A 23885-nucleotide genomic window follows, 5' to 3' on the forward strand; every position below is an offset into this window, starting at 1 on the left:
CGCCTGTCACACGCCCAGCCTCACCAGCCGCCCCACCTGCACCGCCATCTCGGCGTAGTGCAGGCGGTCGCTCTCGATGGCGGCGCTGCGTGACGCGGCCTCCAGCCGCGCCTTCAGCCCCGGCAGGCTGCCGCGCAGCCAGGGGATGAAGACGGTGTCGTCACCGGTCTCCACCAGCGCCCGGGCTGCGAAGCCGCTGACCGGCAGTTCGGCCTGCAAGGCCCTGGCCTGCGCCGCTTCGGCGGCGCTGCCGCCCTTGGCCCAGGCGGTCAGCAGGGTGCGGGCCGCGTCGATGTAGCCACGCTGCAGGGCGCGGTGGGTGGTGCTGGCCGACCTCAGGTTGCCCCACACCGCCGCCGCCACATCGCGCCCGAAGTCCAGTGACGAGTAGGCCGCGGCATCGCGGCGCTTCTGGCTTTCCAGCAGGGCCACGTTGGGCCCGGTCACCAGGTCGGTCACCAGGCTGGCCTGCACGCGGTCGATGCCGCGGTAACCGCCGTAGGTGGCCACCCGCTCGACCACCGCCGGCGCCGCATACGGCTCCAGCGAGGCCGCGCCCTCGCCCAGCAGGTACTGCACCGCCTGGCGCTGCTCGGCCGCGGGCACCAGGCGCGCGGTGGGCCCTTCGCCCGGCGCGATCGGCTGCAAGGCGCCGCCGACCAGGCGGTTGACCGACTTCAGCAGCGTCAGGTGGCGGCCCAGCACCACCTCGTAGGTGGACGCGTAGAGCGTGGCATCACCGCCGGTGCCGGCGTCCAGCCGGCCCAGCGAGCGCAGCAGGTTGGCCACGCCGAGCCGGGTGGCCTGCAGCCGCTCGGCGCCGGTGTTTTCGGTCTGCACCCGCGGGTCGCGGCCGAAGCGGTTGATCAGGTCGCCGGATTCCTCGCTGCCGTAGAACAGCTGGCGATCGCGGGTGAAGGTGTCGGCGAAGGCGGCCAACTCACGCTGCTCGCTCGCCCGGTCGGTGCCGAACACGCCGTAACCGTACTTGATGGCGGCGATGTCGTAGGGCCCCAGCACGCTCCACAGCTGCGTGATGCCGTCGCCCGGCTGTGCCACCTGGTTGAAGCGGCCGTAGGCCATGATCGAGCTGTTGGGCCCGAAGCGGTTGGCGAAGGACGGCGTGCGCATCTGCATCACCGAGTGCGCGGTCGAGGCGATCTGGTTGTGCATCAGGCCCAGGGTGTGGCCCACCTCGTGGGCCACGATGTAGCCCATCAGCGCACCGGCCTTCTCGGTGCTCAGCGGCAGGGTGGGCGCGGCCGGGTCGACCCCCGAGCCGCCGAACAGCGACCAGTAGTACTGGCTGAAGAAGTCGATCACCGAGGGCCAGATGTGGATGTGTGCCGACAGCGTCTCGCCCGAACGCGGGTCGACCACATGCGGCCCCATCGCATTGACCTTCTCCTCGGGCACCCAGCGGATGACGTTGATCGACACGTCCTCGGGCGACCAGTTCGGGTCCTGTGCCGGCGTGGGTGCGTCCAGCACGCGGATGGCGTTGGAGAAGCCGGCGGCCTCGAAGGCCGGCAGCCACTGCAGCACGCCGGCGGTGATGTGGGGCTTCCAGCGCTCGGGGATGCCGGGGCCCAGGTAGTAGGTGATGGGCTTGACCGGGTCGCTGACCGCGGCGGCCGGGTTGGCCTTCTCGAGGCGGAAGCGCGAGATCACCACCTGCCGGGCCACCGCGACGCCACGCGCGGATTCGAATTCGCTGAACGCGTTGGGGAAGTAGCCCACCCGGATGTCGTAGGGCCGCGTGGCCATCGGCTTCTCGGGCAGGAACATCAGCGAATGGCCCAGCACCACCGACACCGGCTGCGGCCCGGCCGCCGGTGCCGCCGGATAGGCCGCCAGGTAGGTCAGGTGCGAGCGGATGTTCAGCGCGTCGCCACGCACCCGCACCAGGTCGATGTACGACTTGCTCGGGTCCACCGCCGCCACCAGGCCACCGGTGCGGGCCACCACCATGCGGCCGGTGACGGCCGGGATGTCGCCGGAGAAGGTGGTGGTCAGGTCGACCAGCAGCGTGCCGTCGTCCTTGGCGCCCAGGATCGGGAAGCTGGCGATCAGCGGCCCGGTCTCGGTGCTGGAGATGGCCACGTCGATCGGCCGGATCTTGGCGTCGCGCGGCGCCGCGCCGGGCACCGCACCCGGCGTGGCCGGTGGTGCCGGTTCCGGCGCACCGGCGCGGCGTTTCTGCGTGCCGCCCAGGTCGCGCACATGCACCAGGTTGCCGATGCGCTCCAGCCGCACCAGGGTGTTGGTGACTTCCAGCGAGTCCACCACCACGCCCGGCGGCAGCGACACCGCCTCGGTGTACCAGAGCATCGGCTGGCCCAGCGCGGCAGGCGGCAGTTCCAGCAGGAGGTTGCCGCCCACCCGGTAGGCGGTGACGCGGCCGCTGCCGATGCGCTCGGCCGCCTGCATCAGCTTCTCCAGGTCGGGCGGCGCGGCGGCCTGCCCCTGGGCCTGGACGGACGCCACGGCCAGGGCGAGGCAGGCCGCTGACCACAGACGCAAGAGGGAGACGGCGGGACGCTGCATCGTGGCACCTGTGACGGACGGTGGCAGGGGTGGCGCGGTTGACCGTCGATCATCTTAGCCACTACATTGCTCATGTCTGAGTGATTCCGCTGCGCCATGCCCCATCTGGTCATCCTCTACACCGGCAACCTCGACGCGGTGACCGACATGAGCACGCTGTGCCGCCGCCTGGCCGACGCGATGCTGGCGGTGCGTGACGAGGCCGGCCGCCCCGTCTTCCCGACCGGCGGCACGCGGGTGTTGGCCTATCCGGCGCCGCACTTTGCGGTGGCCGATGGCGGTGCCGCCGGCCAGGCCGCCGGCCTGGGCAGCGACTACGGCTTCGTCTACCTGAACCTGCGCATGGGCCGCGGCCGCAGCGCTGCGGTGCATGCCGACGCGGGCCGCCGGCTGGAAGCGGTGGCCAAGGACCACTTCGCGCCGCTGCTGGCCACCCGCCCCGTGGGCGTGACCCTGCAGATCGACGAAGGGCCCGAGGTCTTCGACGCCAAGAACAGCTCGCTGCACCCGCTGTTTGCGCCGCGCACCTGACGCCGGGGCCGTTCCCGGCAGCCATGTCGGGAATTCTTGACAACTGCATCACGCCTGACTGCGCCAGCCAGCTTCAGCCCGCGCGGCGGCAGGCCGACACCCCGGCGAGCGAGGCCATCGCGACGCAGCCGTGGTGGTTGCTGATGGCCCGCCACCCATCCGCGGACGACCGACCACATGCCAACAGCCCGACGCAACAGCCTGGCGCAGCGCCTCTACCTCACCTGCGCCACCCTCATCCTCACCATGTTCGGACTGGCCATCACCGTCTGGGTGCTGCTGGACTCCGAGGCCGAGCATGCGCAGGCGGTCGTCGACAACCGCGTGCCACAGCTGCAGCGCATCGCCGAGATCGAGCTGACCGTGACCCGCACCTCGCTGCAGCTGCGGCATGCCATCCTGGCCCGCAATCCGCAGGAGCTGGAGGCCACGCTGGCCGACATCGCGGCCAAGAAGGACTTGCTGGAATCCACGCTGAAGGAATTCGGCGACGCCATGACCACCGACGCCGGCCGCGAAGCCTTCAAGCCCCTGCCCGCGCTGATGCAGGCCTTCTGGGCCGTCGGCACCCAGAACCTGCAGCTCATCCAGGCCGGCAAGAAGGACGAGGCCTTTGCCTATCTGGTGGACAAGACCATCCCCGCCCGCAACCAGCTGCTGACACCGCTGGGCGCCGAGAAAAAGCGCCAAGGCACCCGGATGGCGCAAGAGGTGGTGGCCGTGGCCGACGAGGCCCGCTTTGCCCGCAATCTGGTGCTGGGCGTGGTGCTGGCGGTCTCGGCCGGGCTGCTGGGTCTGGTGGCCTACCTGGTGCGGGTGCTGCGGCAGCTGGGCGCCGAACCGGCCACGTTGCGACAGGTGGCCGACACGGTGGCCGCCGGTGACCTGTCGACCACGATCACCCTGCGCCCGGGCGACACAGGCAGCACCCTGGCGTCGCTCAAGCGCATGTCGGACAGCCTGGCCAGCACCGTGCGGGCCGTGCGCCACAACGCCGAACAGGTGGCCACCGCCAGTGTCGAGATCGCCCAGGGCAACCTGGATCTGTCCGGCCGCACCGAGCAGCAGGCCAGCGCACTGCAGCAGACCGCCTCCACGATGGCGCAGCTGGGCACCACCGTGCGCCACAACGCCGACCATGCCAGGCAGGCCAACCAGCTGGCGCAGGAGGCCTCCGCGGTGGCCCAGCAGGGCGGCGACGTGGTCGGCAAGGTGGTGAGCACCATGCAGGGCATCCAGGACAGCAGCCGCGAGATCGGCGACATCATCAGCGTCATCGACGGCATCGCCTTCCAGACCAACATCCTGGCATTGAACGCCGCGGTGGAGGCGGCGCGCGCCGGCGAGCAGGGCCGCGGCTTCGCGGTGGTGGCCGGTGAGGTGCGCAGCCTGGCCCAGCGCAGTGCCGAAGCCGCCAGGCAGATCAAGACGCTGATCGGCCGCAGCGTCGAGCAGGTGGAGCAAGGCACGGCCCTGGTGGGCGAGGCGGGCAAGACCATGGGCGAGATCGTCGGCTCGATCCAGCGGGTGCGCCACATCGTGGCCGAGATCTCCTCGGCCAGCGCCGAGCAGCAACAGGGCGTGCAGCAGGTCGGCCAGGCCGTCAGCCAGATGGACCAGGCCACGCAACAGAACGCGGCGCTGGTGGAAGAGAGCGCGGCATCGGCCGATGGCCTCCAGCAGCAGGCGCAGGCGCTGGTGCAGGCGGTGGCGGTGTTCAAGGTCTGACGCCGCGCGGCCGGCAGGCTGCCTGGCGCCAACGCGGCGCTACCATGCGGCGCACGTCGCAGCCACCCTTGAACGCGCCAACACGCGTCCCGTCCCATGCAGATGCCGCAGAACACCTTCAAGGCCGCCCTGGCCGCCGGCCGGCCGCAGATCGGCCTGTGGGTCGGCCTGGCCGATGCCACCGCCGCCGAGGCCCTGGCCACCACCGGCTATGACTGGCTGCTGCTCGACGGCGAGCATGCACCCAACGACCCGCGCAGCATCCTGCAGCAGCTGCGCGCAGTGGCGCCTTATCCGGTGCAGCCGGTGGTGCGGCCGGTGATCGGGGATGTGGCCCTGGTCAAGCAGTACCTGGACATCGGTGCGCAGACCCTGCTGGTGCCGATGATCGACACCGCCGAACAGGCCGCGCTGATGGTGCAGGCCATGCGCTATGCGCCGGCCGGCATCCGCGGCATGGGCGCGGCGCTGGCACGGGCCTCGCGCTACAACCAGGTCGAGGGCTACCTGGCCCAGGCCGATGCGCAGATGTGCCTGCTGGTGCAGGCCGAGACCACCACCGCCATCACCAACCTGCGGGCCATCGCCGAGACCGAGGGCGTGGACGGCGTGTTCTTCGGCCCGGCCGACCTGTCGGCGTCGATGGGCTATCCCGGCCAGCCCGGCCACCCGGCCGTGGTCAAGACCATGCTGGACGGCATCGCCACCGTGCGCGCGGCCGGCAAGGCGCCGGGCATCCTGATGACCGACCCGGCCGAGGCCCAGCGCTACCTGGATGCCGGCGCGCTGTTCGTGGCCGTGGGCGTGGACACGCTGCTGCTGGTGGCTGCGGCACGCAGCCTGGTGCAGCGCTTCCAGGGCGGCACGGCGGGCGCGGCCAGACCGGGGTCTTGAGCGCATGCCGGCCGTGCTGCAGGCAGAGGGCCTGGAACTGCGGTTCGACGGCGAGCCCCAGCCGCTGCTTGCCGCGCTGCGCTTCAGCCTGTCGGCCGGCACGCATGGGCTGGACGGCGAGTCCGGCAGCGGCAAGACCAGCCTGCTGCGCGGCCTGGCCGGCGCCCAACCGCTGGCTGGCCGGCTCTGGCTGAACGGCCAGCCGATGCCCGCGGGTCTGGCAGCGCGCCAACCGCTGGTGTGGTGGGCCGATGCGCAGGCGCCCGGCTTCGACGCCCTGACGCCCGACGGCCTGCGGCTGGTGCTGCAGCAGCGCCACGGGCCGATCGACGCCGCCGCCTGGCAGCGCCATGTCGACGGCTTCGGCCTGGCGCCGCATGCCTTCAAGACGCTGCACATGCTGTCCACCGGCATGCGGCGCAAGGCCGTGCTGGCCGCCGGTCTGGCCAGCGCCTGCCCGCTGCTGCTGCTGGACGAGCCCTGCGGCGGCCTCGACGCGTCGGCCATCGCCTGGCTGGTGCAGGCGCTGAACGACCGCGCTGCCCAGCCGGGCTGCGCCGCGCTGGTGGTCAGCGGCCGCTGGCCCGCCGGGCTGGCGCAGGCGGGGCAGGTGCTGCTGCCGGGGGGCTGAGGGGCTGCGGCAGCAGGGCATCGGCCAGCAGGTCGAACACCAGGCGGATGCGTCGGGCGGTGCGCAGCTCGCGGTGCGTCACCAGCCAGATCGGAAACACCACCGGCGGCACGTCGTCCAGCACCTGCACCACGCCAGGCGTGGCGCGGCCGATCTCGACCATCATCGCGCCGATGCCCAGGCCCTGGCGCACCAGCGCCCAGTGGGCCATGGTGTTCTCGGCATAACAGCTGAAGTTGGCGTCCGACAGCGGCAGGCCGTGCTGGCGCAGGTAGCCCAGGTAGCGGCCGGCGCGGTCGCTGCCGACGAAGGCATGCTGCGCCGCCTGGGCGGCGGTGCGCGGGTGGCCGTGCTGCTGCACCCAGGCCGTCGACGCATAGAAGCCGGCCTGGGCATCCCGCACGAAGCGGCCGATCAGGTCGGGCTGCGCCGGCCGCAGATGGCGCACCGCGATGTCGGCCTCGCGCCGGCGCAGGTCGCTCAGCGCATCGGAGGCGACCAGATCGATGACGATGCCCGGTGCCTGCTGGCGCAGCCGCAGCAGCACCGCCGGCAGCAGGTGGGCGGCCACCGCCTCGCTGGCCGAGATGGTGACCACGCCGTCCACCGCCTGCGACTGGCCAGTGGCGGCCAGCCGCAGGTCCTCGGCCGCGGCCCCCATCACGCGGGCATGCTCCAGCAGCGCCAAGCCGGTGGCGGTGGGCACCAGGGCCTTGCCGCCACGCTCGAACAAGGTCACGCCCAGCTGACGTTCGATGGCCGCCACCTGGCGGCTGAGCGTCGGCTGGGTCAGGCCCAGCTTGCGCGCGGCGGCCGAGAGCGACCCGGCCTCCGCCGTTTCCAGAAAGGCCTTGAGCTGGTTCCAGTCGGGTTGATCCATACGCTGCTGCATGGGTGGCTTGCGATTCTCGTGGATGCCAGATTCTTCATGCATGCATAGTATGCTGCCATGCCCTTGACCACCTCCACCCGACCCGGGCTCACCGCGCCTGCCCAAGCCCAGGCCCGCTTCTGGGACCGCATGGCCCGCCGCTATGCCGCCGCCCGCATCGCCGACCCGGCCGGCTACGAAACCACGCTGCAACGCGTGGCCGCACTGCTGTCGCCCGCGCAGTCGGTGCTGGAGATCGGCTGCGGCACCGGCACCACCGCGTTGCGGCTGGCCGGTGGCACGCGGCGCATGCTGGCCACCGACGTGTCGGCCGCGATGATCGCCATCGCCCGCGACAAGCTGGCCGCACAACCGGTGCCGCAGCTGCGCTTCGGGCTGGCCGGCGCCGAGGATGCCGCCGACGGCGCCGTGCACGACACGGTGCTGGCCTTCAATGTGCTGCACCTGCTGCCCGACCTGGACACGGCGCTGCCCGCCATCCTGGCGGCGCTGAAGCCGGGCGGCCGCTTCATCTCCAAGACGCCCTGCCTGCGCGAGATGCACCCGGCCGTGCCGCGCCTGCTGGTGCCGCTGCTGCGCGCGGTGGGCCTGGCGCCGCCGGTGCTGGTGTTCGATGCCGCGCAGCTGCAGGCCAGCCTGGTGCGCCAGGGCCTGGTGATCGAGGCGGTCGAACGGCATGGCAGCGGCCGCAAGGACATGCGGGTGTTCATCGTCGCCCGCAAGCCGGCCTGACACCGGCCCGCCTGGTTCAGGCGGCCGGGGGTGCTTCCAGCCGGTAACCCAGCCCGCGCACGGTGTGGATCAGCGGGCGCTGGCCGTCGGCCTCGATGCGGGCGCGCAGCCGGCGGATGTAGACATCGACCACGTTGGTCAGCGGGTCCTCGCTGGTGCCCCAGACGCTGGCCAGGATGCGCTCGCGGCTGAACAGCCGGCCGGGCGCGCGCATCAGCAGTTCCAGCAGCGCCAGCTCCCGGGCCGTCAGCGGCAGCGGCCGGCCGGCGCGGCTGGCCTGCATGCGCTCCAGGTCCAGCACCAGGTCGGCCACCTGCAGCCGGCTGGCCGGCCGGGGCCGCTGCACCCGGCCGCGGCGCGCCAGCGCCTCCAGGCGCGCCAGCAGCTCCTCGAACTCGAAGGGCTTGCAGAGGTAGTCGTCCGCGCCCAGCCGCAGGCCGGCGACACGGTCCTCCAGCGCACCCTGGGCGGTGAGCATCAGGATCGGCAGGTCGACTTGCTCGGCGCGCAGGGCCTGGCAGATCTCCAGGCCGCCCATGCCGGGCAGCATCAGGTCGAGCAGCAGCACGGTGCAGGTGCCGTCGGCCTGCGCCTGGCGGGCCGCCTCGCGGGCCATGGCCAGGCCGCCAGGGCCATCGGCCGCGCGCTGGATGTGGTGGCCCTCGGCGCGCAGGCCGCGGCACAGGAAGTCGGCGATGCGGTCGTCGTCCTCGACGATCAGGATGTTCATGCGCTGCGTTCCAGCCTGGCCGCCCGCGGCGCCTCGGCGGCCACGGCCGGCAGCAACAGGCGGGCGGTGGTGCCCTGGCCCGGGTTGCTGTGCAGCTGCACCTGGCCGCCATGGGCCCGTGCCAGCGCCTGGGCGATGGCCAGGCCCAGGCCGCTGCCCTCGGGCCGCTGGCGGCGCGCCGCCTCGCCGCGGAAGTGGCGGTCGAAGACCTGCGCCAGTTCATGTGGCGGGATGCCGATGCCATCGTCGGCCACCTCGACGCAGCACTGCGGCGCGCCCGGCGCTGCAGGCAGCAGGTGCAGGCGCACCTCGGCCCCATCGGGCGAGTAGCGCACCGCGTTGTCCAGCAGGATCAGCAGCAGCTGGCGCAGGCGCTGCGCATCACCCAGCACGGTGCAGCCACCGGCCGGCAGCGGCCCGGCCTGCAGCCGCACGCCGCGGCCAGCGGCCAGGGCGCCGGCCTGCAGCAGCGCCTCGCGCACCAGGTCGGCCAGGTCCAGCGGCTGCCGGACCAGCGACATGGCATCGATGTCGCTGCGCGCCATGGCCAGCAGGTCGTCGATGACCAGCGCCAGCTGGCGTGCGGTGTCGACGATGCGGCGCAGCGCCGCCTTGTAGTCCTCGGCCGGGCGGTCGGCGCCGCGCAGGGTGATCTCGGCCTCGCCGCGGATGGCGGTGGTCGGGGTGCGCAGCTCGTGGCTGACGTCGGCAAACAGCTGCCGGCGGCGCAGGTCGGCCTGGCCCAGGGCCTGCAGGGCCTCGCGCAGTTCGGCCGTGCGGGCATCCACCTGCGCCTCGAGCTGCTGGCGCTGCGCAGCCTCGCGGACGCGGTGCTGCTCCAGCTCGGCCGCCATCGCATTGACGCTGCGCGCCACGGCCGAGAACTCGTCGGCACCCTCGAGCGGGATGCGGTGCTGCAGTTCGCCCTGGCGCAGCCGCAGCGCGCCATCGCTCAACAGATCCAGCGGTCGGCGCAGCGCCCGCGTGAAGTGCAACGCCGCAGCCACCGCCAGCACCGCCAGCGTGGCGGCCATGGCCAGCCAGAGGCCGCGCATCCAGGCCAGCGTGGCATCGGCCGCCGCCCGCTCACGCGCCACCGCCGCGGCCTCGCGCACCAGGCTGTCGGCGATCAGCTGGCGCACATCGCGGCCCTGCGAGCGGTCGAACACCCCCGACAGCGCCTGCCAGGCCTGCTGGGCATCGGCGCCCGGGGCCAGCGGCTGGGCGGCATTGACGGCGCGTTCCAGGTCGACGACGCTGTCGCGCAGCACGCCCAGCGCGTCCTGGCGGCGCAGATGCTCGCCGCGGGTGGCCGGGCTGTCGTCGAGCGTGACGGCCTGTGCCGCCAGCACCTGCAGCCGGTCGAGCGTGGCGCGCATGTCGCGCTGCAGCCGCTCGCGCGCCGCAGGGTCGGCGCCGGCGCCCTGCTGCCGCTGCGCCACCCAGGTGCGCAGGCGCTGCTTGGTGGCCGACAGCTCGACGAACCCGGTGCGGATGTCGCTGGCCACGCGGCCACGCTCCACCTGGCGCTCGGCCACGCGCAGGGCCGCCGCTGCGCCCAGGCCTTCGGCCACGGCCACGGCGGCCAGCAGGCCCAGTGCGATCGACAGTCGGCGGCGGAACATGGCCAGATTGTGGGCGCGCGCCGGGCCGCTCCCGGCGTTTCATCTGGCGTTCATCTGGCCGTCAGCGCCGGCTCATCTGCGGTTCAGCCGGCGTCCACCTGCAGCGGTTGCAATGCCTGCCATGCCGGGGCCGCGGGGCCACCGGCAGATCCACACCCCCCCCCGCCACCAAACTGGAGTACCCCCATGCACACCACCATCCGCAACCTGGCCGTCCTGGCCCTGGCCGCCGCCACGCTGCCCGCCATCGCCAAGGGCGTCGTCGTCAACCAGGCCATCAGCGAAGCCGAGGTGCTGGCCGCCCAGCAGGCCTGGTGCAAGGCGCTGGTCGACATCTCCACCGTGGGCGCCAAGGAGGGCCAGCCCGCCGCCAAGGCCCTGGCCGAGAAGGTGATCGACGGCGCCTATGCCTACCAGTTGGGCACCGTGCTGTTCAAGCCCACGCTGACCGTCAACCCGCAGACCTTCCGCACCACCCGCGCCGGCGCGCTGGCCTACTTCGTGGGCGGTGACACAGCCTTTCCCAAGGACACCGGCTTTGCGCTGAAGGGCTGGACCCAATGCCAGCCGGTCAATGCCGCCGTCTTCATCGCCGGCGACAGCGCCACCACCATGGGCAAGGTCAACATCACCGGCCAGGACGGCAAGGTGACCACGGTCGACAAGACCTGGAAGTTCGTCAAGGACGATGCCGGCAAACTGCGCATCGCCGTGCACCACTCGTCGCTGGAGTACGCCGGTCAGTGACCTGACCCGGCGGCGCCCAGGCCGAACAGCGCCGCCACCGCCGCCTGGTACTGCGGCTGGCCCAGGCCGTTGGTGCTGTGGTGCGAGCCGCCTTCGACCAGCACCCAGCGCTTGGGCGCGGGCGCCCGCTCGTAGAGCGCGCGGCCCAGGTCGGGTGGGATCAGGCTGTCGTTGCTGCCGTGCACCACCAGCACCGGCGCCTTCACCTGGCCGATGCGGCTGGCCGCGTCGAAGCGCTGGGTGATCAGCGGCGAGACCGGCAGCCAGCCCCACTTGAAGTTGCGCACCACGTCCGGGATCGACGGGAAGCTGCCCTCGACCATCAGGCCGGCCAGATCCGGCACCTCGGCGGCCAGCCGCACCGCGATGGCGCCGCCCAGCGAGTGGCCGAACAGGTAGCGCCGCGCCTGCGGCTGCTGCTGCGCCAGCCACTGCCAGGCGGCCTGCGCGTCCTCATGGGCCAGGTCCTCCGACGGCAGGCCGGGGCTGCTCTGGCCGAAGCCGCGGTAGTCGATGCCCAGCACCGAGAAGCCCAGCTCGTGCATGCGGCGCATGCGGTGGGCGCTGCCGCGCACATCCCAGCGGGCGCCGTGCAGGTACAGCAGCACCGGCGCGTCGGGCCGCGGCTGCGGCAGCCACAGGCCATGCAGGCGCACCGGCTGGCCGGTCTCGGCCGAGCGGAACGGGATCCACACATCGTCCATGCCCTGGGCCGCGGCCAGGCCGCCGGACCAGGTGCGGTCACTGGGCTGGAAGATCCAGGCGCGCTGCTTCTCGTCCAGCGTGGCGCAGCCGCTGGCCAGGCCCAGCACGGCGGCCACGGCCAGCACGGCAGCGGCGCCGCGGCGGCGCCAACGGGGCCGGCGATCGGCCGGCCTGACGGAGCGGGGTGGTGTGGCTGTCATCGCTTTGCATCGTCGCATGACCCCCGGCAGTGCGGGGTCATCGGCCGCAGATGCACCTGCGCGCCACACGGGTGATCATCCGACCATAGCGGCCGGCACGACGCCGCGGCAGGAGGCAGGGCATGGCACATCCAGCAAGCGCAGCGCCGGGCAGCTTCGAGCAGTCGTTCATGTTCCACATGATCCGCGACTTCTTCCTGCTGCTGCTGGTGGTGGCGGCGGTGGAGCTGGCGATCCGCTATGCGGTGCTGCGCTACAACTTCGCCCAGGGCGAGCCGGCGCGGGTGGACCGCGCGGCCGAGCAGCTGGCCAACGATGTGCGCTCGATCATGCTGAACTCGGGCGGGCCGACTGCGGCGCAGACGGTCTACCCCATCCTGAACCGCAACTTTGCCGACCTGGGGCTGGCCATCGCGGTGCTGCCCTCGGCCGTCACCGTGGAGTCGATGCGCACCACCCGCAACATGGAGGCCCAGGGCCTGCCGGCGCGCTGGGTGGCCGGCGAGCACCGCGAGGCCAGCGTGGTGATGAAGGCCGAGCAGTTCTGCCTGGGCTGCCATGTGAAAGCCAGCGTGGGCGATGTGCTGGGCACGGTGACGGTGCGCAGCTACCTGGAGCGCAAGGAGGCCGCGTGGTGGCAGGAGGTGCGGCTGACCGCCGGCGCGCTGAGCCTGAAGATCCTGGTCCACACGATCCTGCTGTTCGGCCTGATGAAGGTGCGCATGGCGCCGCTGCTGACGCTGCGCGCCACCGTCAGCAGCCTGGCGCGCGGGGTGATGGACCTGTCGCCGCGGGCCGCCGTGAACAGCGGCGACGAGTTCGGCGAGCTGGCGCGCGATCTCAACCACTTCCTCGACCGCATCACCCAGGTGGTCGGTGACCTCGACCGCATCCTGGCCGAGGTGCTGGCGGTGGGCGAGCGCCTGGGCGCGCTGAACCGCCACCTGGAGCGCCAGCTGGAGGGCCTGCGCGACAACGCGCTGCGCACCATCGGCGAAGGCGCCCAGCGCGGGCTGGACACCCAGCTGGTGGCGGCGCGTGAATCGGGCGCCTTCGGCGCGCTGGTGCAGACGCTGGACGCCCTGGCCGACAACGGTGCGATGTTCGGCCATGCCGGTCCGGCGCTGCGCGCCCAGCTGGAGCGGCTGCGCGACAGCTTCGGCGCGGTGTCGGGCGCACTGCAGGCCATGGCGCCGCCGGTGATGGTGGCCGATGCCCAGGCCGCCGAGTACAAGGCCTTCGCCCAGAGCCTGCGCGAGATGGCCCTGCTCGAAGCCACGATGCAGAAGGTGGCCGAGAGCGGGCAGCAGGTGCTGCAGCGGCTGGCCGCAGGGCAGGGCAGGGCGGGCTGAGCCGGGCGGGCCCAGCCCGAAGGGCGGCGCTGGCATCCGTCTTGCTGACGTCCCGGCTCCCACCCATGGAGCCATCGATGAAGCGTCGCACCGTCCTTGCCGCAGGAGCCTCCCTGCTGTCTGCCCCCGCCTTCGTGGGAGCCCAGGCCGCCTGGCCCAGCCGCGGGCCGATCAAGCTGGTGGCCCAGTTCCCGCCCGGCGGCCTGGTCGACGTGGTCTCGCGCCTGATGGCGCCGCACCTCAGCCAGGCGCTGGGGCAATCGGTGGTGGTGGAGAACCGGCCCGGTGCCGGCGGGCTGATCGGCACCGACTACGTGTCCAAGCAGGCGGCCGACGGCTACACCCTGCTGGTCAGCCATGCGGCGGTGCATGTCTACGCCGCCGCGACGCGGCGCACCATGCCCTTCGACGCGGTGGCCGACTTCACCCACATGGGCCTGCTGGTGGAAGCGCCGATGGTGCTGGTGGTGCGGGCGCAGTCGCCCTTCCAGACGCTGGCGCAGTATGTGGACGCGGCACGGAGCAAGCCGGTGCGCTACGGCACGTCCGGCATCGGCTCGGCCAACCACCTGTACGGCGAGCTGCTGAAGATCGAGGGCAAGGCGCCCAACCACGACCATGTGCCCTACCAGGGCAGCGCCCCGGCCATGCAGGACCTGCTGGCCGGCAACATCGAGAGCGTGTTCGATCCCATCACCACCAACGTGGCCACGCTCAAGGCCGGGCAGCTGCGGGCGCTGGCCGTCAGCACGCCCAAGCGGCTGGCGGCGCTGCCCAACATCCCCACCTTCGCCGAGCTGGGCTACGGCAAGCTGACCGGCTCGCAGTGGCTGGGGCTGTCGGCACCCAAGGGCCTGCCGGCGCCGATCGCGGCCAAGCTGTCGTCGCTGATCCCGGAGATCCTGGCCAAGCCCGACGTGGCGGCCCGCCTGGAAGAGCTGCAAACCCTGCCCCGGCAGCCGCAGCTGATCGGCGATGATTTCTCCAAGCTGGTGCGCGCGCAGATCGATGAGTGGCGTGCCGTCGCCCGCGCCTCCAATGTGGAAGTGATCACCTGATGACTGCACCCGATGCCCCCAGCACGCCGGCCGCGGTGGTGGATGAATTCCTGCGCCTGATCATGCTGCCCGACCCGGTGGCCGCCCGGCGCTACACCGCGCCGGGCCTGGCCATCCGCTTCACCGGCGGCCGGGCCATGGCCGACCCCACCGAGTGCACCGCCTTCAACAAGGGCCGCTATGCCTGGGTGAAGAAGCGCATCGAACGCACCGAGACGGTGTCGGCCATCCAGGTGCATGGTGCCCAGGCTGGTGCATCCGCCACGCCAGCGGACCCGGAAGAGACCGTGGTCTACAGCCTCGGCACCCTGTATGGCGAATGGCCCGACGGCACGCCGTTCGAGGGCAACCGCTACGTGGACCGCTATGTGGTGAAGCACGGCCTGATCACCCACATGGACGTGTGGAACGACAGTGCCGAGTGGTTGATGGTGCGCGCCGGCCTGGCCACGCTGTAGCCGATGCCGGCCCAGTACCTCGGCCCGCTGCCCGACCACGGCCGCTTCGACTACCTGCCGATCACCCGCCGCCCGCGGTACCGCTGGCCGGGCGGCGCGGGCCTGGCGGTCTACCTGGGTTTCAACCTCGAGCATTTCGCCTTCGGTGAAGGCATGGGCGCGGGCATCGGCCCCGGCAGCCCGCAACCCGACGTGCTGAACTTCAGCTGGCGCGAGTACGGCAACCGCGTCGGCGCCTGGCGCTGCCTGGACCTGTTCAGCCAGCTGGGCATGCCGGCCGCCGCACTGATCAACACCGCGCTGTACAGCCACTGCCCCGAGCTGGTGGCCGCCTGCGTGGCCCGCGGCGACGAGCTGGTGGGCCACGGCCACAGCAATGCCGAGCGGCAGGGTGTGCTGGCGGAAGCCGACGAGCGCGCGCTGCTGCTGCACTGCCGGCAGCAGATGCAGCAGCACAGCGGACAGGCGCCGGCCGGCTGGCTGTCGCCGTGGATCTCTGAAAGCGTGCACACGCCCGACCTGCTGGCCGAGACCGGCTATGCCTACACGCTGAACTGGTGCCACGACGACCAGCCGCTGCCGATGCGCACACGCGGCGGTGCGGCGCTGTGGTCGGTGCCCTATCCGCAGGAGCTGAACGACATCCCGATGGTCATCGCCCGGCAGATGGACGGCAAGGACTTCGCCCAGCTGATCATCGACAACCTGCAAGAGATGCTGGACCAGACCCGCGCGCCCGATGCGCCGGCGCTGGTGATGGGCATCGCCCTGCACCCGTACATCGTGGGCCAGCCCTACCGCCTGCGCCACCTGCGCCGGGCGCTGCAGGCGGTGGCGGCGGCGCGGGATGCCGGCGAGGTGTGGATGACCACGCCGGGCGCCATCTGCGGGCATGCGGCGAAGGTGGCTGGACCGGGCTGAGGCGCCTGCACCGGGCGTTGGCGGTGTCACGCTGGATGGGTGTCAGCCAGATGCAAAGCGGGTAATCGACGAGGGCGGCGTTCGGACAGGAGCAGCCGTTCGCCATGGGCTTCCAACGCGACACGCCATGATGCGGTGACGGACAGCCTTGTGGCGATGCGTCAGGACTGCGTGCATGCCCAACGCGGCCGCGATCAATCCGGCAACAAACTCCCGAATTCAATTCCTTGACGACCAGCCCTGCCCTCCGCCGGCTTGGCCCGGCCATTTGCGACCAATCGGCAGTCCACCGTGCGCCTTGACCAAGGCGCGCACAGCGTCTGTCGATGGTTCCACTATTCAAACATCGTCGTCACGCGCACCACATCGCCTTCAGGGACGACTTGCACCTTGCCAGTACTCGCGCGAGCAAGGCGAATCATCTTTTGGTTGGTGGGCAGGATCTCGGCCATGAATCCCTGCACGCCCCTCTGACTGGCGTGCTCCCGAAGACGCTGCTGCAGCGCGGCGCCCAAGCCTTTGCCCTGCCAATCAGGGTGCACCATGAAGGCCGTCTCGGCGATGCGCGTGGCAGGGTCGACGAAATAGCAGGCGTGGGCGACCACCCGTGGGTGCTCGCGCGTACCCACCGCTGCCACGAACGCCACTTCAGTCTCCAGGTTCAGGTTGCAAAGGCGTTGCGCGTCGGACAGCGACAAGCCCCTGACATGGCGGAAGAAGCGTGTGTAGACGTCACGCTCTGGCAGTTGATGGAAGAGTTCGCGTATGGCGACATCATCGGTGCTCAGCGCCGGGCGCAGCAGCAACGGCGGGCACTGGTCCAAGACCACTTCGCGCTCTTCGGCCACCGGGTAAGCCTGCAGATGCTTCAACTGCTGTTCTGGGGGCAACCAGCCGACTTGTTGGGCCTGCGTCCACAACTCCGCACGAAACTTCGGGTGGGCGAGGTGAATGAGGGCGGTCACGCGCTCTCGCAACGACTTGCCAAACAAGTAGGCAATCCCGTACTCGGTGATGACATAGTGGATGTCACTTCGGGAAATCGTCGCGGTCTCGCCCAAGTCAAGGGTCAGCTTGATCTGCGAACGTTGACCATCGGATGTTGTCGAGGCCAAACACACGATGGCTTTGCCACCAACCGATCGAGACGCACCTTGCAGGAACTCGGGCTGCGCCACCAAACCGCCGTACACCATCCCTTCGAACTGGTCCAGGCAGACTTGGCCAGTCAGGTCCAAAGCAAAGGCCTGAATCACCGACACCAGCTTGTGCTGGGCGGCCAGGACAGCTGGGTCACACACGGTTTCAAGGGGCTGAAACACGAAGAGCGGATTGCGGTCGATCAGTTCAAACAGTCGCCGGGATCCTCTTGCGAAGCTGGCCACCACCTTTCCCCGGTTCTGGCTCTTCATGCGCCCGTTGATGACGCCACTTTCAAGCAGCGGCACGATGGCGTCGGTGATGACGTCGGAGTGGATGCCGAGGTCCCTGTGAGCGGTCAGGCGCTCAAGCGCTGCAACGGTGAAGCGACCCAGACCGACCTGCAGGGTTGCGCCATCTTCGATGACGCTACTGATGTACCGCGCGATGGCCTCAACGACCTCGCTGCTCGCAACGGGGTGGTGGTATTCGATCAACTGGGCCGGCACCTGCACCCAATGGTCGATGTCGTCCATGCGGATCGCACTGTCGCCCATGGATCGCGGCATGGCGGGGTTGATCTCCGCCAGCACCAACCGCGCCTTCCTCACCGCCGCGGGAATGACATCCACCGAAACGCCAAGGCTGACCCACCCGAATTCGTCGGGCGGCGAGACCTGGATCATGGCCACGTCGACCCGCACGCGCCCGTTGGCAATGAGCTCGGGCAACCGTGCCGCCGACAGCGGCACGTACTCGCACAGCCCTTGGCGCACTGCGGCGCGCACGTCATTGCCGACGAAGAAGCTCCTGTGGCGGTAACGACTGGTGCAGTTCCCGTCGTCGTCGTGAGGCACCGCACCGTCGGTCAAAAAGTGCAGCAACTCCACATCGCGCTGGCAAGGCATCAAGCCCTCCAGCGCTGCCACCAGCGTCCGCGGGGTGGCGCATCCAGTGCCAACGAACACGTGCTCACCGTGCCGCACCAGGCCGGCGGCCTGCTCCGCCGTCAGACGCTTGGCGGCGTACCTGTTGATCCAGGCCGGCTCCACACCGGCGGGGTGTGCAGTCGCAGGTTCCTTGGCCGGCATTGGCCTGTCGCTCGACATCTTCGCATCACCCCCTGCCATCGAGCGCAATCCCGCAGCCGCACGCAGAAGCCACTGTGCCGGGCCTCCGCTCACAGCGACTCCAGCCTGCGCAGCAACTCGGGCTCGGCTCGGGACAGCACGGCCTGCGCATGTTCATAGCCCTGCTCGACGATCTTGTCGAAGCGATTCCACTGCATCATTCCCACACCTGACATGACCGGGTTGAAATACAAGTCCACATCGGCCAACGACGCCTTCCGCCGCGACTGGCTGTAGAGGGTAGTGACGTTCATCAGATACGCCGTGAGGCTGGGCAGCTTGAACCGCCGGCGCGCCCGGGGTCGCAAGCGATCCAGGGCCAGCCGCCACCAGGGCGGCATGTACTCGAAGTCGAGTTGGCGCACCTGACTGTTGCCGAGGTCCACGCCGATGACCATGCCAACGCCGCGCTGTGCCCGCATCACATCCACAGGGAAGTTGTTCAGGGTGCCCCCGTCACAGAGCAGATCGCGGTCACGAACGACCGGCGGCAGCGCGCCCGGGATGGCGATGCTCGACTTCAACGCGTCGAGCAGCGGCCCGCTGCGCAAATGCTCTTCACGGGCCCGGGTGTAATTGGTCGCGACGCAGAAGTAGGACTTCCACAGTTCCTCGATGGCGCCATGCGCGCCCAGCAACTCGCGCAAGGCGCCGGACAACACCCGATTCAGCCGCTGCCCTCGGATCAGCGACATGATCGGCAACGGGTTGATGTCGCTGGTTGGATTGCGGGCAAACGCGCGTCTCGCCAGCGCGGTGACCTGATCCGGCGGCTGGTCTGCCGCAACCAGCGCAGCCATCAACGCGCCGATGCTGGTGCCGCCTACCCGATCAACGGGAATGCCGCGTTCGTGGAGCGCCTGCAGCACGCCCAGGTGTGCGAAGCCGCGAGCCCCGCCGCCACTGAAGACCAGTCCCACGCCGTGACGGCTTTGCAGGCGCGCAAGGCGTTGGAAGTCGCGTGCATCGGACAGGCGAACATGCACATGATCGGCCACGGGACGCCGCTTCAGCCACTGGCCAACCTGACCCGGTGCCACCCGCTGCGGGCCGTGCAACAGCACCAGCACCTCGGCCACTCCGGAACGCGGTGGCCGGTCAAGTGGGCCGGCCCGCTCGGTGGCATGCAACTCGGGCGCCTGCGCGGCGTCGGCCACCAGCAGCAATTCGTCGCTGTGCCGGATGCAGCGTCGCGTCCATGCACTGGGCCCATCTTCACCCACCAGAATCAGAAAGTCTGCATTGGTCTCCATCTCGTCGAGGAGCAGTGCCACCAGACGGCTCGCCTCGGAACCTTCCTGTTGCAGGCTCAATCCTTGGGCTTGCAACTCCGCATTGATGGCAGCGCTGTCGACGCAATGCACGCGGCCGAATGTCATCAGCGCTTCTGCCAGTCGTCGACCAAAGGCCGCGATGTCGACGCCGTTGCTGATCGGCAGCAACCCCATCGTGACCGGCCGCGCGTGGACGGGCGCCGGGTGTCGGTTGAACAGCCGGCGCATCAGCTGCCGTGTCAGCGCCGCCGACACGCGAGGATTGAGACTGTCGAGTTCATCGAACGACTGCCGGCTCAGCTTGACCAGCACGCTGTCACGGGTGGCCACGACGGTGGCAGCGCGTGGTTCACCAGTCAGCAGGCTCATTTCGCCGAAGACTTGCCCGCGCGCCAGTTCTCGAACCAGGCGCTGTTCGTCGCGCTCGTCGCGGCGGTAGGCGCGCATGCGCCCGCTGACCAACATGTAGAGCGCGTCGCCGGATGCGTCCTGCTCGATCAAGGTCACGCCGCCGGCCACGTCCACCCATTCCAGTCGGTGGCGAAGCAGTAGCAGCGTCGGCTCGTCGAGGTCACCGAAGTTGGTGCTCAGCAGGTTCTGGAGCAGGCGCTCGTGGTGGGTGGAGCGGTTGGTCGATAGGTGCATGGGTTGCAGGAGGAGCTTGGCGATCACCGTCACCGCAGCGCAGCTGAGCGCGCCAGACGGCCGCCGTCAAGTCGATGGTGCATCGGTGTTGGCCAGGGCAGGCGTGGCCGCGGCATCCAGTAAATGGCTGGACCATGCAACCACGATCTCGCTGTGCACGGGAATGTTGTGCAGGAAACTTTGGCGCAGCGAGGGGTCGGCAATGGCCTCGGCCTGCCTCTCCAGCGCGGCATGCGCACGCTCCAGCCAGTCGGCGGCGTGACGGTCATTCGCGCGGGCAAGTGTTTGGTAGCAAACCCACTCGACCAGACGCGGGCGCATGCAGCGGTGCAGGGTGCGGCCGGCCGACATGGCATCCAGCGTGGGGGTCAATGCTGCAAGCGCCGCGACCACGTCGCCTTCAGCCAGCGCGACCTCCGCAAGACCAGCCACGGCGTCATGCGGGCGCGGCGGATCCATTCGCAGCCCGACTTCCGTCGCCTGTCGATACGTCTGCCGCGCCGCCGCATGCAGGCCCAAGACCAGTTCGGCGTCGCCCACCCTCAGCAGCGCCTCCAGCTGCAACTTGGGTGCCCTGGCTTCGATGATGATGTCAAGCCCCTCGCGGGCCAAGGCGAGTGCCCGATGGGCGTCCCGCCGCAAGAGGGTGACCTCGGACAAGTCGCACAGCGCAACACCTTCCGCCAGGCGGTCGCCATTCGCGCGCAACAGATGGAGCGCCTCGACCAGTCCGCGCTCGGCCAGTTCAAGATCGCCCAGCCGCAACTGGGCCGCCCCCAGGTTCAACGCGGCGATCGCTGCATTCACCCGATCCCCGGTCTCGCGCAGGACGCGCAGGCTATCCATCGACAGATTCCGAACGCTCACCAGATCGCCGCGTATCTCCGCAGCGCTCACGAGGGAGTTCAGCAACCGCCCCTCGATGCCGGTCAATCCCAGTCGACGTGCATCGGCCAGGCCTTGCTCGGCCAGCGCGCAACCGGCATCGATATCCTGACGTTCCATCGCCACGAAAGCAAGCAATCGAAGTGACTGCAGTCTCAGGGCGTCATCGCCAGCCCGGGTGGCACAGGCCATGCCGCGACGAGCCGCGCTTTCCATCTCCACGATGTCATCCCTGCGCATCGCAAAGACGCCGCAACGCCATGCTGCTTCGGCGCGAAGCCTGTCATCCCCGAGCGCCTCGGCCAGTTGCGTCAGCGAGTCCAGATCGGCCGTCTGCTCGACGTGGCGAGCCTGCAAGCCCAGCGTGATCTCGCGAATGCGAAGCAACTGCCAGCGTCTGGTGGCGTCATCGGTGGGATCAACCTGTTGGCGATGATCTGGCGTGGCACGCATTTCGTCCAGCAGTGCCAAGGCCCGCGCCACGTGTTCCAGCACACGCTCGTGGGCCATCAGCTGCGCAGCTTGCTGGGCCGCCTTCGCATGAAACTCCGCAGCGCCGGCCCGATCTCCTGCCAGCTCGAAATGCGCTGCCGCCAATCCAAACAGGTCACCCGCCCGCAAGTCGCGCCCTGCCGCCAGACCCGCAATCCACTGCGCCACCCGCGCGTGGCCTTCGCGCCGGGCGCGTTCGAGCACCGTGTCGTAGGTCACTTGGTACAGCAGGTGGTGACTGAAGGCGTACTCGCGCAGACCATCCAACAGCGTGCCCGACTCCGCCGCGATGCGCCGCAGCGCGAGCTGGCGCCGCACCAGCGCGGGCAGTTCGTCTACAGCTCGGGCATCCACGGCCGCCAGCGCTTGGTCCCAGAAGACCGCGCCCACCACGCTGGCCAGCTGCAGTGCCTGCTTCTCGGCAGCGGGCAGGCTGTCGAGGCGGGCCTGCAGCACACCGGTCAACGTGGATGGCACCTGGGCGACCAGGAGCCGGTCGCCGACCACCCGCCATCGACCGTCCGCAGCCGCGTCCGTCTGAATGGCGCCCTGGTCGATGAACATCTTCACCAGTTCTTCCATGTAGAAGGGGTTGCCTTCCGCGCGGCCGGTCAGCAGGTCCTGCAGGGCCACCGGCACCTGGGGCAGCTTCTTGAGCAACTCGATCGCCAACGCACGGCTGTTGTCTGCGCCTAGCGGAGCGAGGTCGATGCGTTGATGGACGGCACCTGTTCCGTACCAGTCAACGCTCTGCTCGAAAAGCGTGGGCCGCGTGAAGGCCAGCAGCAGCAGCGGCACGTCCTTGTTTCGGTCGACCAGCTGGCTCATGAACTCCAGCGTCTCCCGGTCGGCCCAGTGCAGGTCTTCGATCTGCAGCACCACCGGGTGGCCGTGCGCCGCCGCCATGCGCCTGAAGACCTGCACCGCGGCATGCAGAGCCCGGCTGCGGATCTGCCGTGCGTCGTCGACGATGCCACGGATGTGGCGGCTGTCTTTCCACTCGATGCCGATCAGATAGCCCAGCAGGTGGGCATGGGCCTCGGCCAGATCCGGGCCGTCGTCGTGCAGGAACAGCGGCACGACGCCGTCCTCCATCTTCTGGCGCGCCGCCTGCACCGTGTCGTCGTCGCTGATCTGGAACCGCCACGCGAAGATGTCACGCAGCAGACCATAGGCCTGCAGCGGGGTTTGCGGCGTCGCCCGCCCGCGGAACAGCACGAAGCGCTCAGGCCGCGCTTCGCTCCAGGCGGCGAACTCGTCCAGCAGGCGGCTCTTGCCGACGCCGGCTTCGGCCACGACGGTCACCGCGGCGAGCCGGCGTTCCTCGAACAGGCGCAGGAAGGCCGCCTGCAGCGCCTGCAGTTCCGTGTCGCGTCCGATCATCCGGGTGGCCACCCCCTCGATCCCCCGCGTGACGATGCGGAAGGAACGCGGCTTGGTGCGCTGCACCAGATAGGTTTGCAGGGGCGCGGCAACGCCCTTGACCTGGATGGGATCCTGCGCTTCCACATCGAACAGACCGCGCACTTGGGCGTAGGTGTCCAGGCTGATCCGCACGGTGCCAGGCGGTGCACTTTGTTCCATGCGCGCCGCGATGTGCACGGCCGCACCCACCGCGGTGTTGTCGGCCTCAACGCCGGCGCCCAGCGCAACGTCGCCGGTGTGCAGACCCACGCGCACGGCGAAGTCGGCCAGGCCATGCGCGCGCTGCACCTGCGCAGCGTGCTCCCGCCCGGACGCCACGATGGCCAGGGCTGCGCGCACAGCGCGTTCACCGTCGTCCTCGCGTGCAGCATCCATGCCGAAGACAGCTTTCACGCCATCGCCGGTGAAGCGCAGAACGCGGCCTTGGTGCGCTTCGACCAGGGATGCCATGCGCCGCAACACCTGGCTGAGCAGGTCCAGGGTTTCCTCCGGACCCAGGGCTTGCGCCAGCACGGTGGAGTTCACGACATCGGCGAACAGCACCGTCACCTGGCGGCGCTGCAGGCCGGCGGGCCGCAGCAGGGCGGCCAGCTGCAACCTGAGCGGCGCCACCGCGACATCGACCACTGCATCGCCGAGCAGCGCTCTCTGCCCTTCGATCGCCGAAATGGCGGCTTCCAACTGGTCCGGATCCACGCTCAACCCCGCTGCCCCCCGTGCTTCTTGCTTTGGTGGGGCCCGGGGCAAGCGGCCCCGCGACAGCGCGTCGGCAAGTCGGAGCGTTCCCGGCCCGTCGTCGCGCGCCGGCCCGAAGCGAGCTCTGCAGGCCGACAGGGCATAGTCCAGGCCGGTTGGTCACAGTTGACCTGGCACGTTCCGAGGCCACCTCGCAACTTGCACCTCGGATACTGAAGACCGAGACTGCGTGGCTGGTCCTCGGAGGTCTGGGCGGCGGCTGTCACGACGTCAACTGCAGGAAATTTCTGGATGAGACTGCTTGGCGTGAGCGTGTGGAAAACGGCTTCGAAACAGGGATCCAGCCTCGCTCGGGTTGACTGTAACCAAAGCACACGCATGCCGCCGACGTTGGCACGCTCCAAGGCGCCCGTCGCACCGCTCCACCCCAGGGTCTCATGGTTGGCG

Annotated in this window: 18 protein-coding genes; 10 read left to right on the plus strand and 8 right to left on the minus strand. The window is 70.2% G+C overall.

What is annotated here, in order from left to right:
• Positions 1-6: 6 nt before the first annotated feature.
• Positions 7-2547: a zinc-dependent metalloprotease gene (locus tag FFT10_RS10240; protein WP_137732722.1), complete on the minus strand. Its 2541-nt coding sequence runs from the start codon at positions 2545-2547 to the stop codon at positions 7-9.
• A 96-nt stretch (positions 2548-2643) separates the two neighbouring features.
• On the opposite strand from FFT10_RS10240, the gene FFT10_RS10245 reads away from it, so the two are divergent.
• From FFT10_RS10245 to FFT10_RS10260, 4 genes are all read left to right on the plus strand, one after another.
• The gene (locus tag FFT10_RS10245; protein WP_137732723.1) at positions 2644-3078 is read left to right on the plus strand and encodes a 5-carboxymethyl-2-hydroxymuconate Delta-isomerase; all 435 of its coding nucleotides are present in this window, start codon (positions 2644-2646) and stop codon (positions 3076-3078) included.
• A gap of 177 nt (positions 3079-3255) precedes the next feature.
• Positions 3256-4806 carry a methyl-accepting chemotaxis protein gene (locus tag FFT10_RS28735; RefSeq protein WP_137732724.1) on the plus strand — a complete coding sequence of 517 codons (1551 nt, stop codon included), beginning with the start codon at positions 3256-3258 and terminating at the stop codon, positions 4804-4806.
• A gap of 96 nt (positions 4807-4902) precedes the next feature.
• Positions 4903-5700, plus strand: coding sequence for a 4-hydroxy-2-oxoheptanedioate aldolase (hpaI, locus tag FFT10_RS10255; protein WP_137732725.1), 798 nt, complete (start codon positions 4903-4905; stop codon positions 5698-5700).
• 4 nt (positions 5701-5704) lie between these two features.
• Positions 5705-6331: an ABC transporter ATP-binding protein gene (locus FFT10_RS10260; protein WP_162520754.1), complete on the plus strand. Its 627-nt coding sequence runs from the start codon at positions 5705-5707 to the stop codon at positions 6329-6331.
• On the opposite strand, the gene FFT10_RS10265 is transcribed toward FFT10_RS10260, so the two are convergent.
• Positions 6270-7211, minus strand: coding sequence for a LysR family transcriptional regulator (locus tag FFT10_RS10265; RefSeq protein ID WP_137732727.1), 942 nt, complete (start codon positions 7209-7211; stop codon positions 6270-6272). The genes FFT10_RS10260 and FFT10_RS10265 overlap by 62 nt on opposite strands.
• A gap of 69 nt (positions 7212-7280) precedes the next feature.
• Here FFT10_RS10265 and FFT10_RS10270 point away from each other — a divergent pair, with 69 nt between their 5' ends.
• Complete coding sequence (locus tag FFT10_RS10270) at positions 7281-7955, plus strand: class I SAM-dependent methyltransferase (protein WP_137732728.1); 675 nt, start codon at positions 7281-7283, stop codon at positions 7953-7955.
• A 16-nt stretch (positions 7956-7971) separates the two neighbouring features.
• Here the strand turns inward: FFT10_RS10270 and FFT10_RS10275 are convergent, their stop codons facing one another.
• Both FFT10_RS10275 and FFT10_RS10280 read right to left on the minus strand, forming a co-directional pair.
• Positions 7972-8685 carry a response regulator transcription factor gene (locus tag FFT10_RS10275; protein ID WP_137732729.1) on the minus strand — a complete coding sequence of 238 codons (714 nt, stop codon included), beginning with the start codon at positions 8683-8685 and terminating at the stop codon, positions 7972-7974.
• Positions 8682-10310, minus strand: a complete 1629-nt coding sequence (locus FFT10_RS10280) for a sensor histidine kinase (protein ID WP_137732730.1) — start codon at positions 10308-10310, stop codon at positions 8682-8684. Before FFT10_RS10280 ends, FFT10_RS10275 begins: the two co-directional genes overlap by 4 nt.
• Before the next feature lie 186 nt (positions 10311-10496).
• Here FFT10_RS10280 and FFT10_RS10285 point away from each other — a divergent pair, with 186 nt between their 5' ends.
• Positions 10497-11057, plus strand: a complete 561-nt coding sequence (locus FFT10_RS10285; protein ID WP_137732731.1) for a metal-independent carbonic anhydrase family protein — start codon at positions 10497-10499, stop codon at positions 11055-11057.
• Here the strand turns inward: FFT10_RS10285 and FFT10_RS10290 are convergent.
• Positions 11051-11887, minus strand: a complete 837-nt coding sequence (locus tag FFT10_RS10290; protein ID WP_228027049.1) for an alpha/beta hydrolase — start codon at positions 11885-11887, stop codon at positions 11051-11053. The genes FFT10_RS10285 and FFT10_RS10290 overlap by 7 nt on opposite strands.
• 197 nt (positions 11888-12084) lie before the next feature.
• Here FFT10_RS10290 and FFT10_RS10295 point away from each other — a divergent pair, with 197 nt between their 5' ends.
• From FFT10_RS10295 to FFT10_RS10310, 4 genes are all read left to right on the plus strand, one after another.
• Positions 12085-13314: a HAMP domain-containing protein gene (locus FFT10_RS10295; protein ID WP_137732733.1), complete on the plus strand. Its 1230-nt coding sequence runs from the start codon at positions 12085-12087 to the stop codon at positions 13312-13314.
• Positions 13315-13391: 77 nt separating this feature from the next.
• On the plus strand, positions 13392-14372 hold the full coding sequence (locus FFT10_RS10300) for a Bug family tripartite tricarboxylate transporter substrate binding protein (RefSeq protein ID WP_162520755.1): 981 nt from the start codon (positions 13392-13394) through the stop codon (positions 14370-14372).
• Entirely contained in the window at positions 14372-14830 is a 459-nt protein-coding gene (locus FFT10_RS10305; RefSeq protein WP_137732735.1) for a nuclear transport factor 2 family protein, read from the plus strand. Before FFT10_RS10300 ends, FFT10_RS10305 begins: the two co-directional genes overlap by 1 nt.
• Positions 14831-14833: 3 nt before the next feature.
• The gene (locus FFT10_RS10310) at positions 14834-15751 is read left to right on the plus strand and encodes a polysaccharide deacetylase family protein (protein WP_137732736.1); all 918 of its coding nucleotides are present in this window, start codon (positions 14834-14836) and stop codon (positions 15749-15751) included.
• 335 nt (positions 15752-16086) lie between these two features.
• On the opposite strand, the gene FFT10_RS10315 is transcribed toward FFT10_RS10310, so the two are convergent.
• The 3 genes from FFT10_RS10315 to FFT10_RS10325 form a co-directional block, all read right to left on the minus strand.
• Positions 16087-17982 carry a bifunctional acetyl-CoA hydrolase/transferase family protein/GNAT family N-acetyltransferase gene (locus tag FFT10_RS10315; protein ID WP_162520756.1) on the minus strand — a complete coding sequence of 632 codons (1896 nt, stop codon included), beginning with the start codon at positions 17980-17982 and terminating at the stop codon, positions 16087-16089.
• 89 nt (positions 17983-18071) lie between these two features.
• Positions 18072-19973 carry a patatin-like phospholipase family protein gene (locus FFT10_RS10320; RefSeq protein ID WP_137732738.1) on the minus strand — a complete coding sequence of 634 codons (1902 nt, stop codon included), beginning with the start codon at positions 19971-19973 and terminating at the stop codon, positions 18072-18074.
• 33 nt (positions 19974-20006) lie between these two features.
• On the minus strand, positions 20007-23438 hold the full coding sequence (locus FFT10_RS10325; RefSeq protein ID WP_137732739.1) for an ATP-binding protein: 3432 nt from the start codon (positions 23436-23438) through the stop codon (positions 20007-20009).
• Positions 23439-23885: the final 447 nt, after the last annotated feature.

Origin of the sequence: Pseudaquabacterium pictum, from assembly GCF_005403045.1 — a bacterium.
GTDB lineage: Bacteria > Pseudomonadota > Gammaproteobacteria > Burkholderiales > Burkholderiaceae_C > Pseudaquabacterium > Pseudaquabacterium pictum.

Bases quoted from the DNA above. Each gene is read 5' to 3' on its own strand.
- FFT10_RS10310 (WP_137732736.1), top strand. From the start codon at position 14,834: ATGCCGGCCCAGTACCTCGGCCCGCTGCCCGACCACGGCCGCTTCGAC.
- FFT10_RS10265 (WP_137732727.1), bottom strand. From the start codon at position 7,211: ATGGATCAACCCGACTGGAACCAGCTCAAGGCCTTTCTGGAAACGGCG.
- FFT10_RS28735 (WP_137732724.1), top strand. From the start codon at position 3,256: ATGCCAACAGCCCGACGCAACAGCCTGGCGCAGCGCCTCTACCTCACC.
- hpaI (WP_137732725.1), top strand. From the start codon at position 4,903: ATGCAGATGCCGCAGAACACCTTCAAGGCCGCCCTGGCCGCCGGCCGG.
- FFT10_RS10315 (WP_162520756.1), bottom strand. From the start codon at position 17,982: ATGCCGGCCAAGGAACCTGCGACTGCACACCCCGCCGGTGTGGAGCCG.
- FFT10_RS10270 (WP_137732728.1), top strand. From the start codon at position 7,281: ATGCCCTTGACCACCTCCACCCGACCCGGGCTCACCGCGCCTGCCCAA.
- FFT10_RS10285 (WP_137732731.1), top strand. From the start codon at position 10,497: ATGCACACCACCATCCGCAACCTGGCCGTCCTGGCCCTGGCCGCCGCC.
- FFT10_RS10300 (WP_162520755.1), top strand. From the start codon at position 13,392: ATGAAGCGTCGCACCGTCCTTGCCGCAGGAGCCTCCCTGCTGTCTGCC.
- FFT10_RS10305 (WP_137732735.1), top strand. From the start codon at position 14,372: ATGACTGCACCCGATGCCCCCAGCACGCCGGCCGCGGTGGTGGATGAA.
- FFT10_RS10295 (WP_137732733.1), top strand. From the start codon at position 12,085: ATGGCACATCCAGCAAGCGCAGCGCCGGGCAGCTTCGAGCAGTCGTTC.
- FFT10_RS10280 (WP_137732730.1), bottom strand. From the start codon at position 10,310: ATGTTCCGCCGCCGACTGTCGATCGCACTGGGCCTGCTGGCCGCCGTG.
- FFT10_RS10240 (WP_137732722.1), bottom strand. From the start codon at position 2,547: ATGCAGCGTCCCGCCGTCTCCCTCTTGCGTCTGTGGTCAGCGGCCTGC.
- FFT10_RS10260 (WP_162520754.1), top strand. From the start codon at position 5,705: ATGCCGGCCGTGCTGCAGGCAGAGGGCCTGGAACTGCGGTTCGACGGC.
- FFT10_RS10275 (WP_137732729.1), bottom strand. From the start codon at position 8,685: ATGAACATCCTGATCGTCGAGGACGACGACCGCATCGCCGACTTCCTG.
- FFT10_RS10245 (WP_137732723.1), top strand. From the start codon at position 2,644: ATGCCCCATCTGGTCATCCTCTACACCGGCAACCTCGACGCGGTGACC.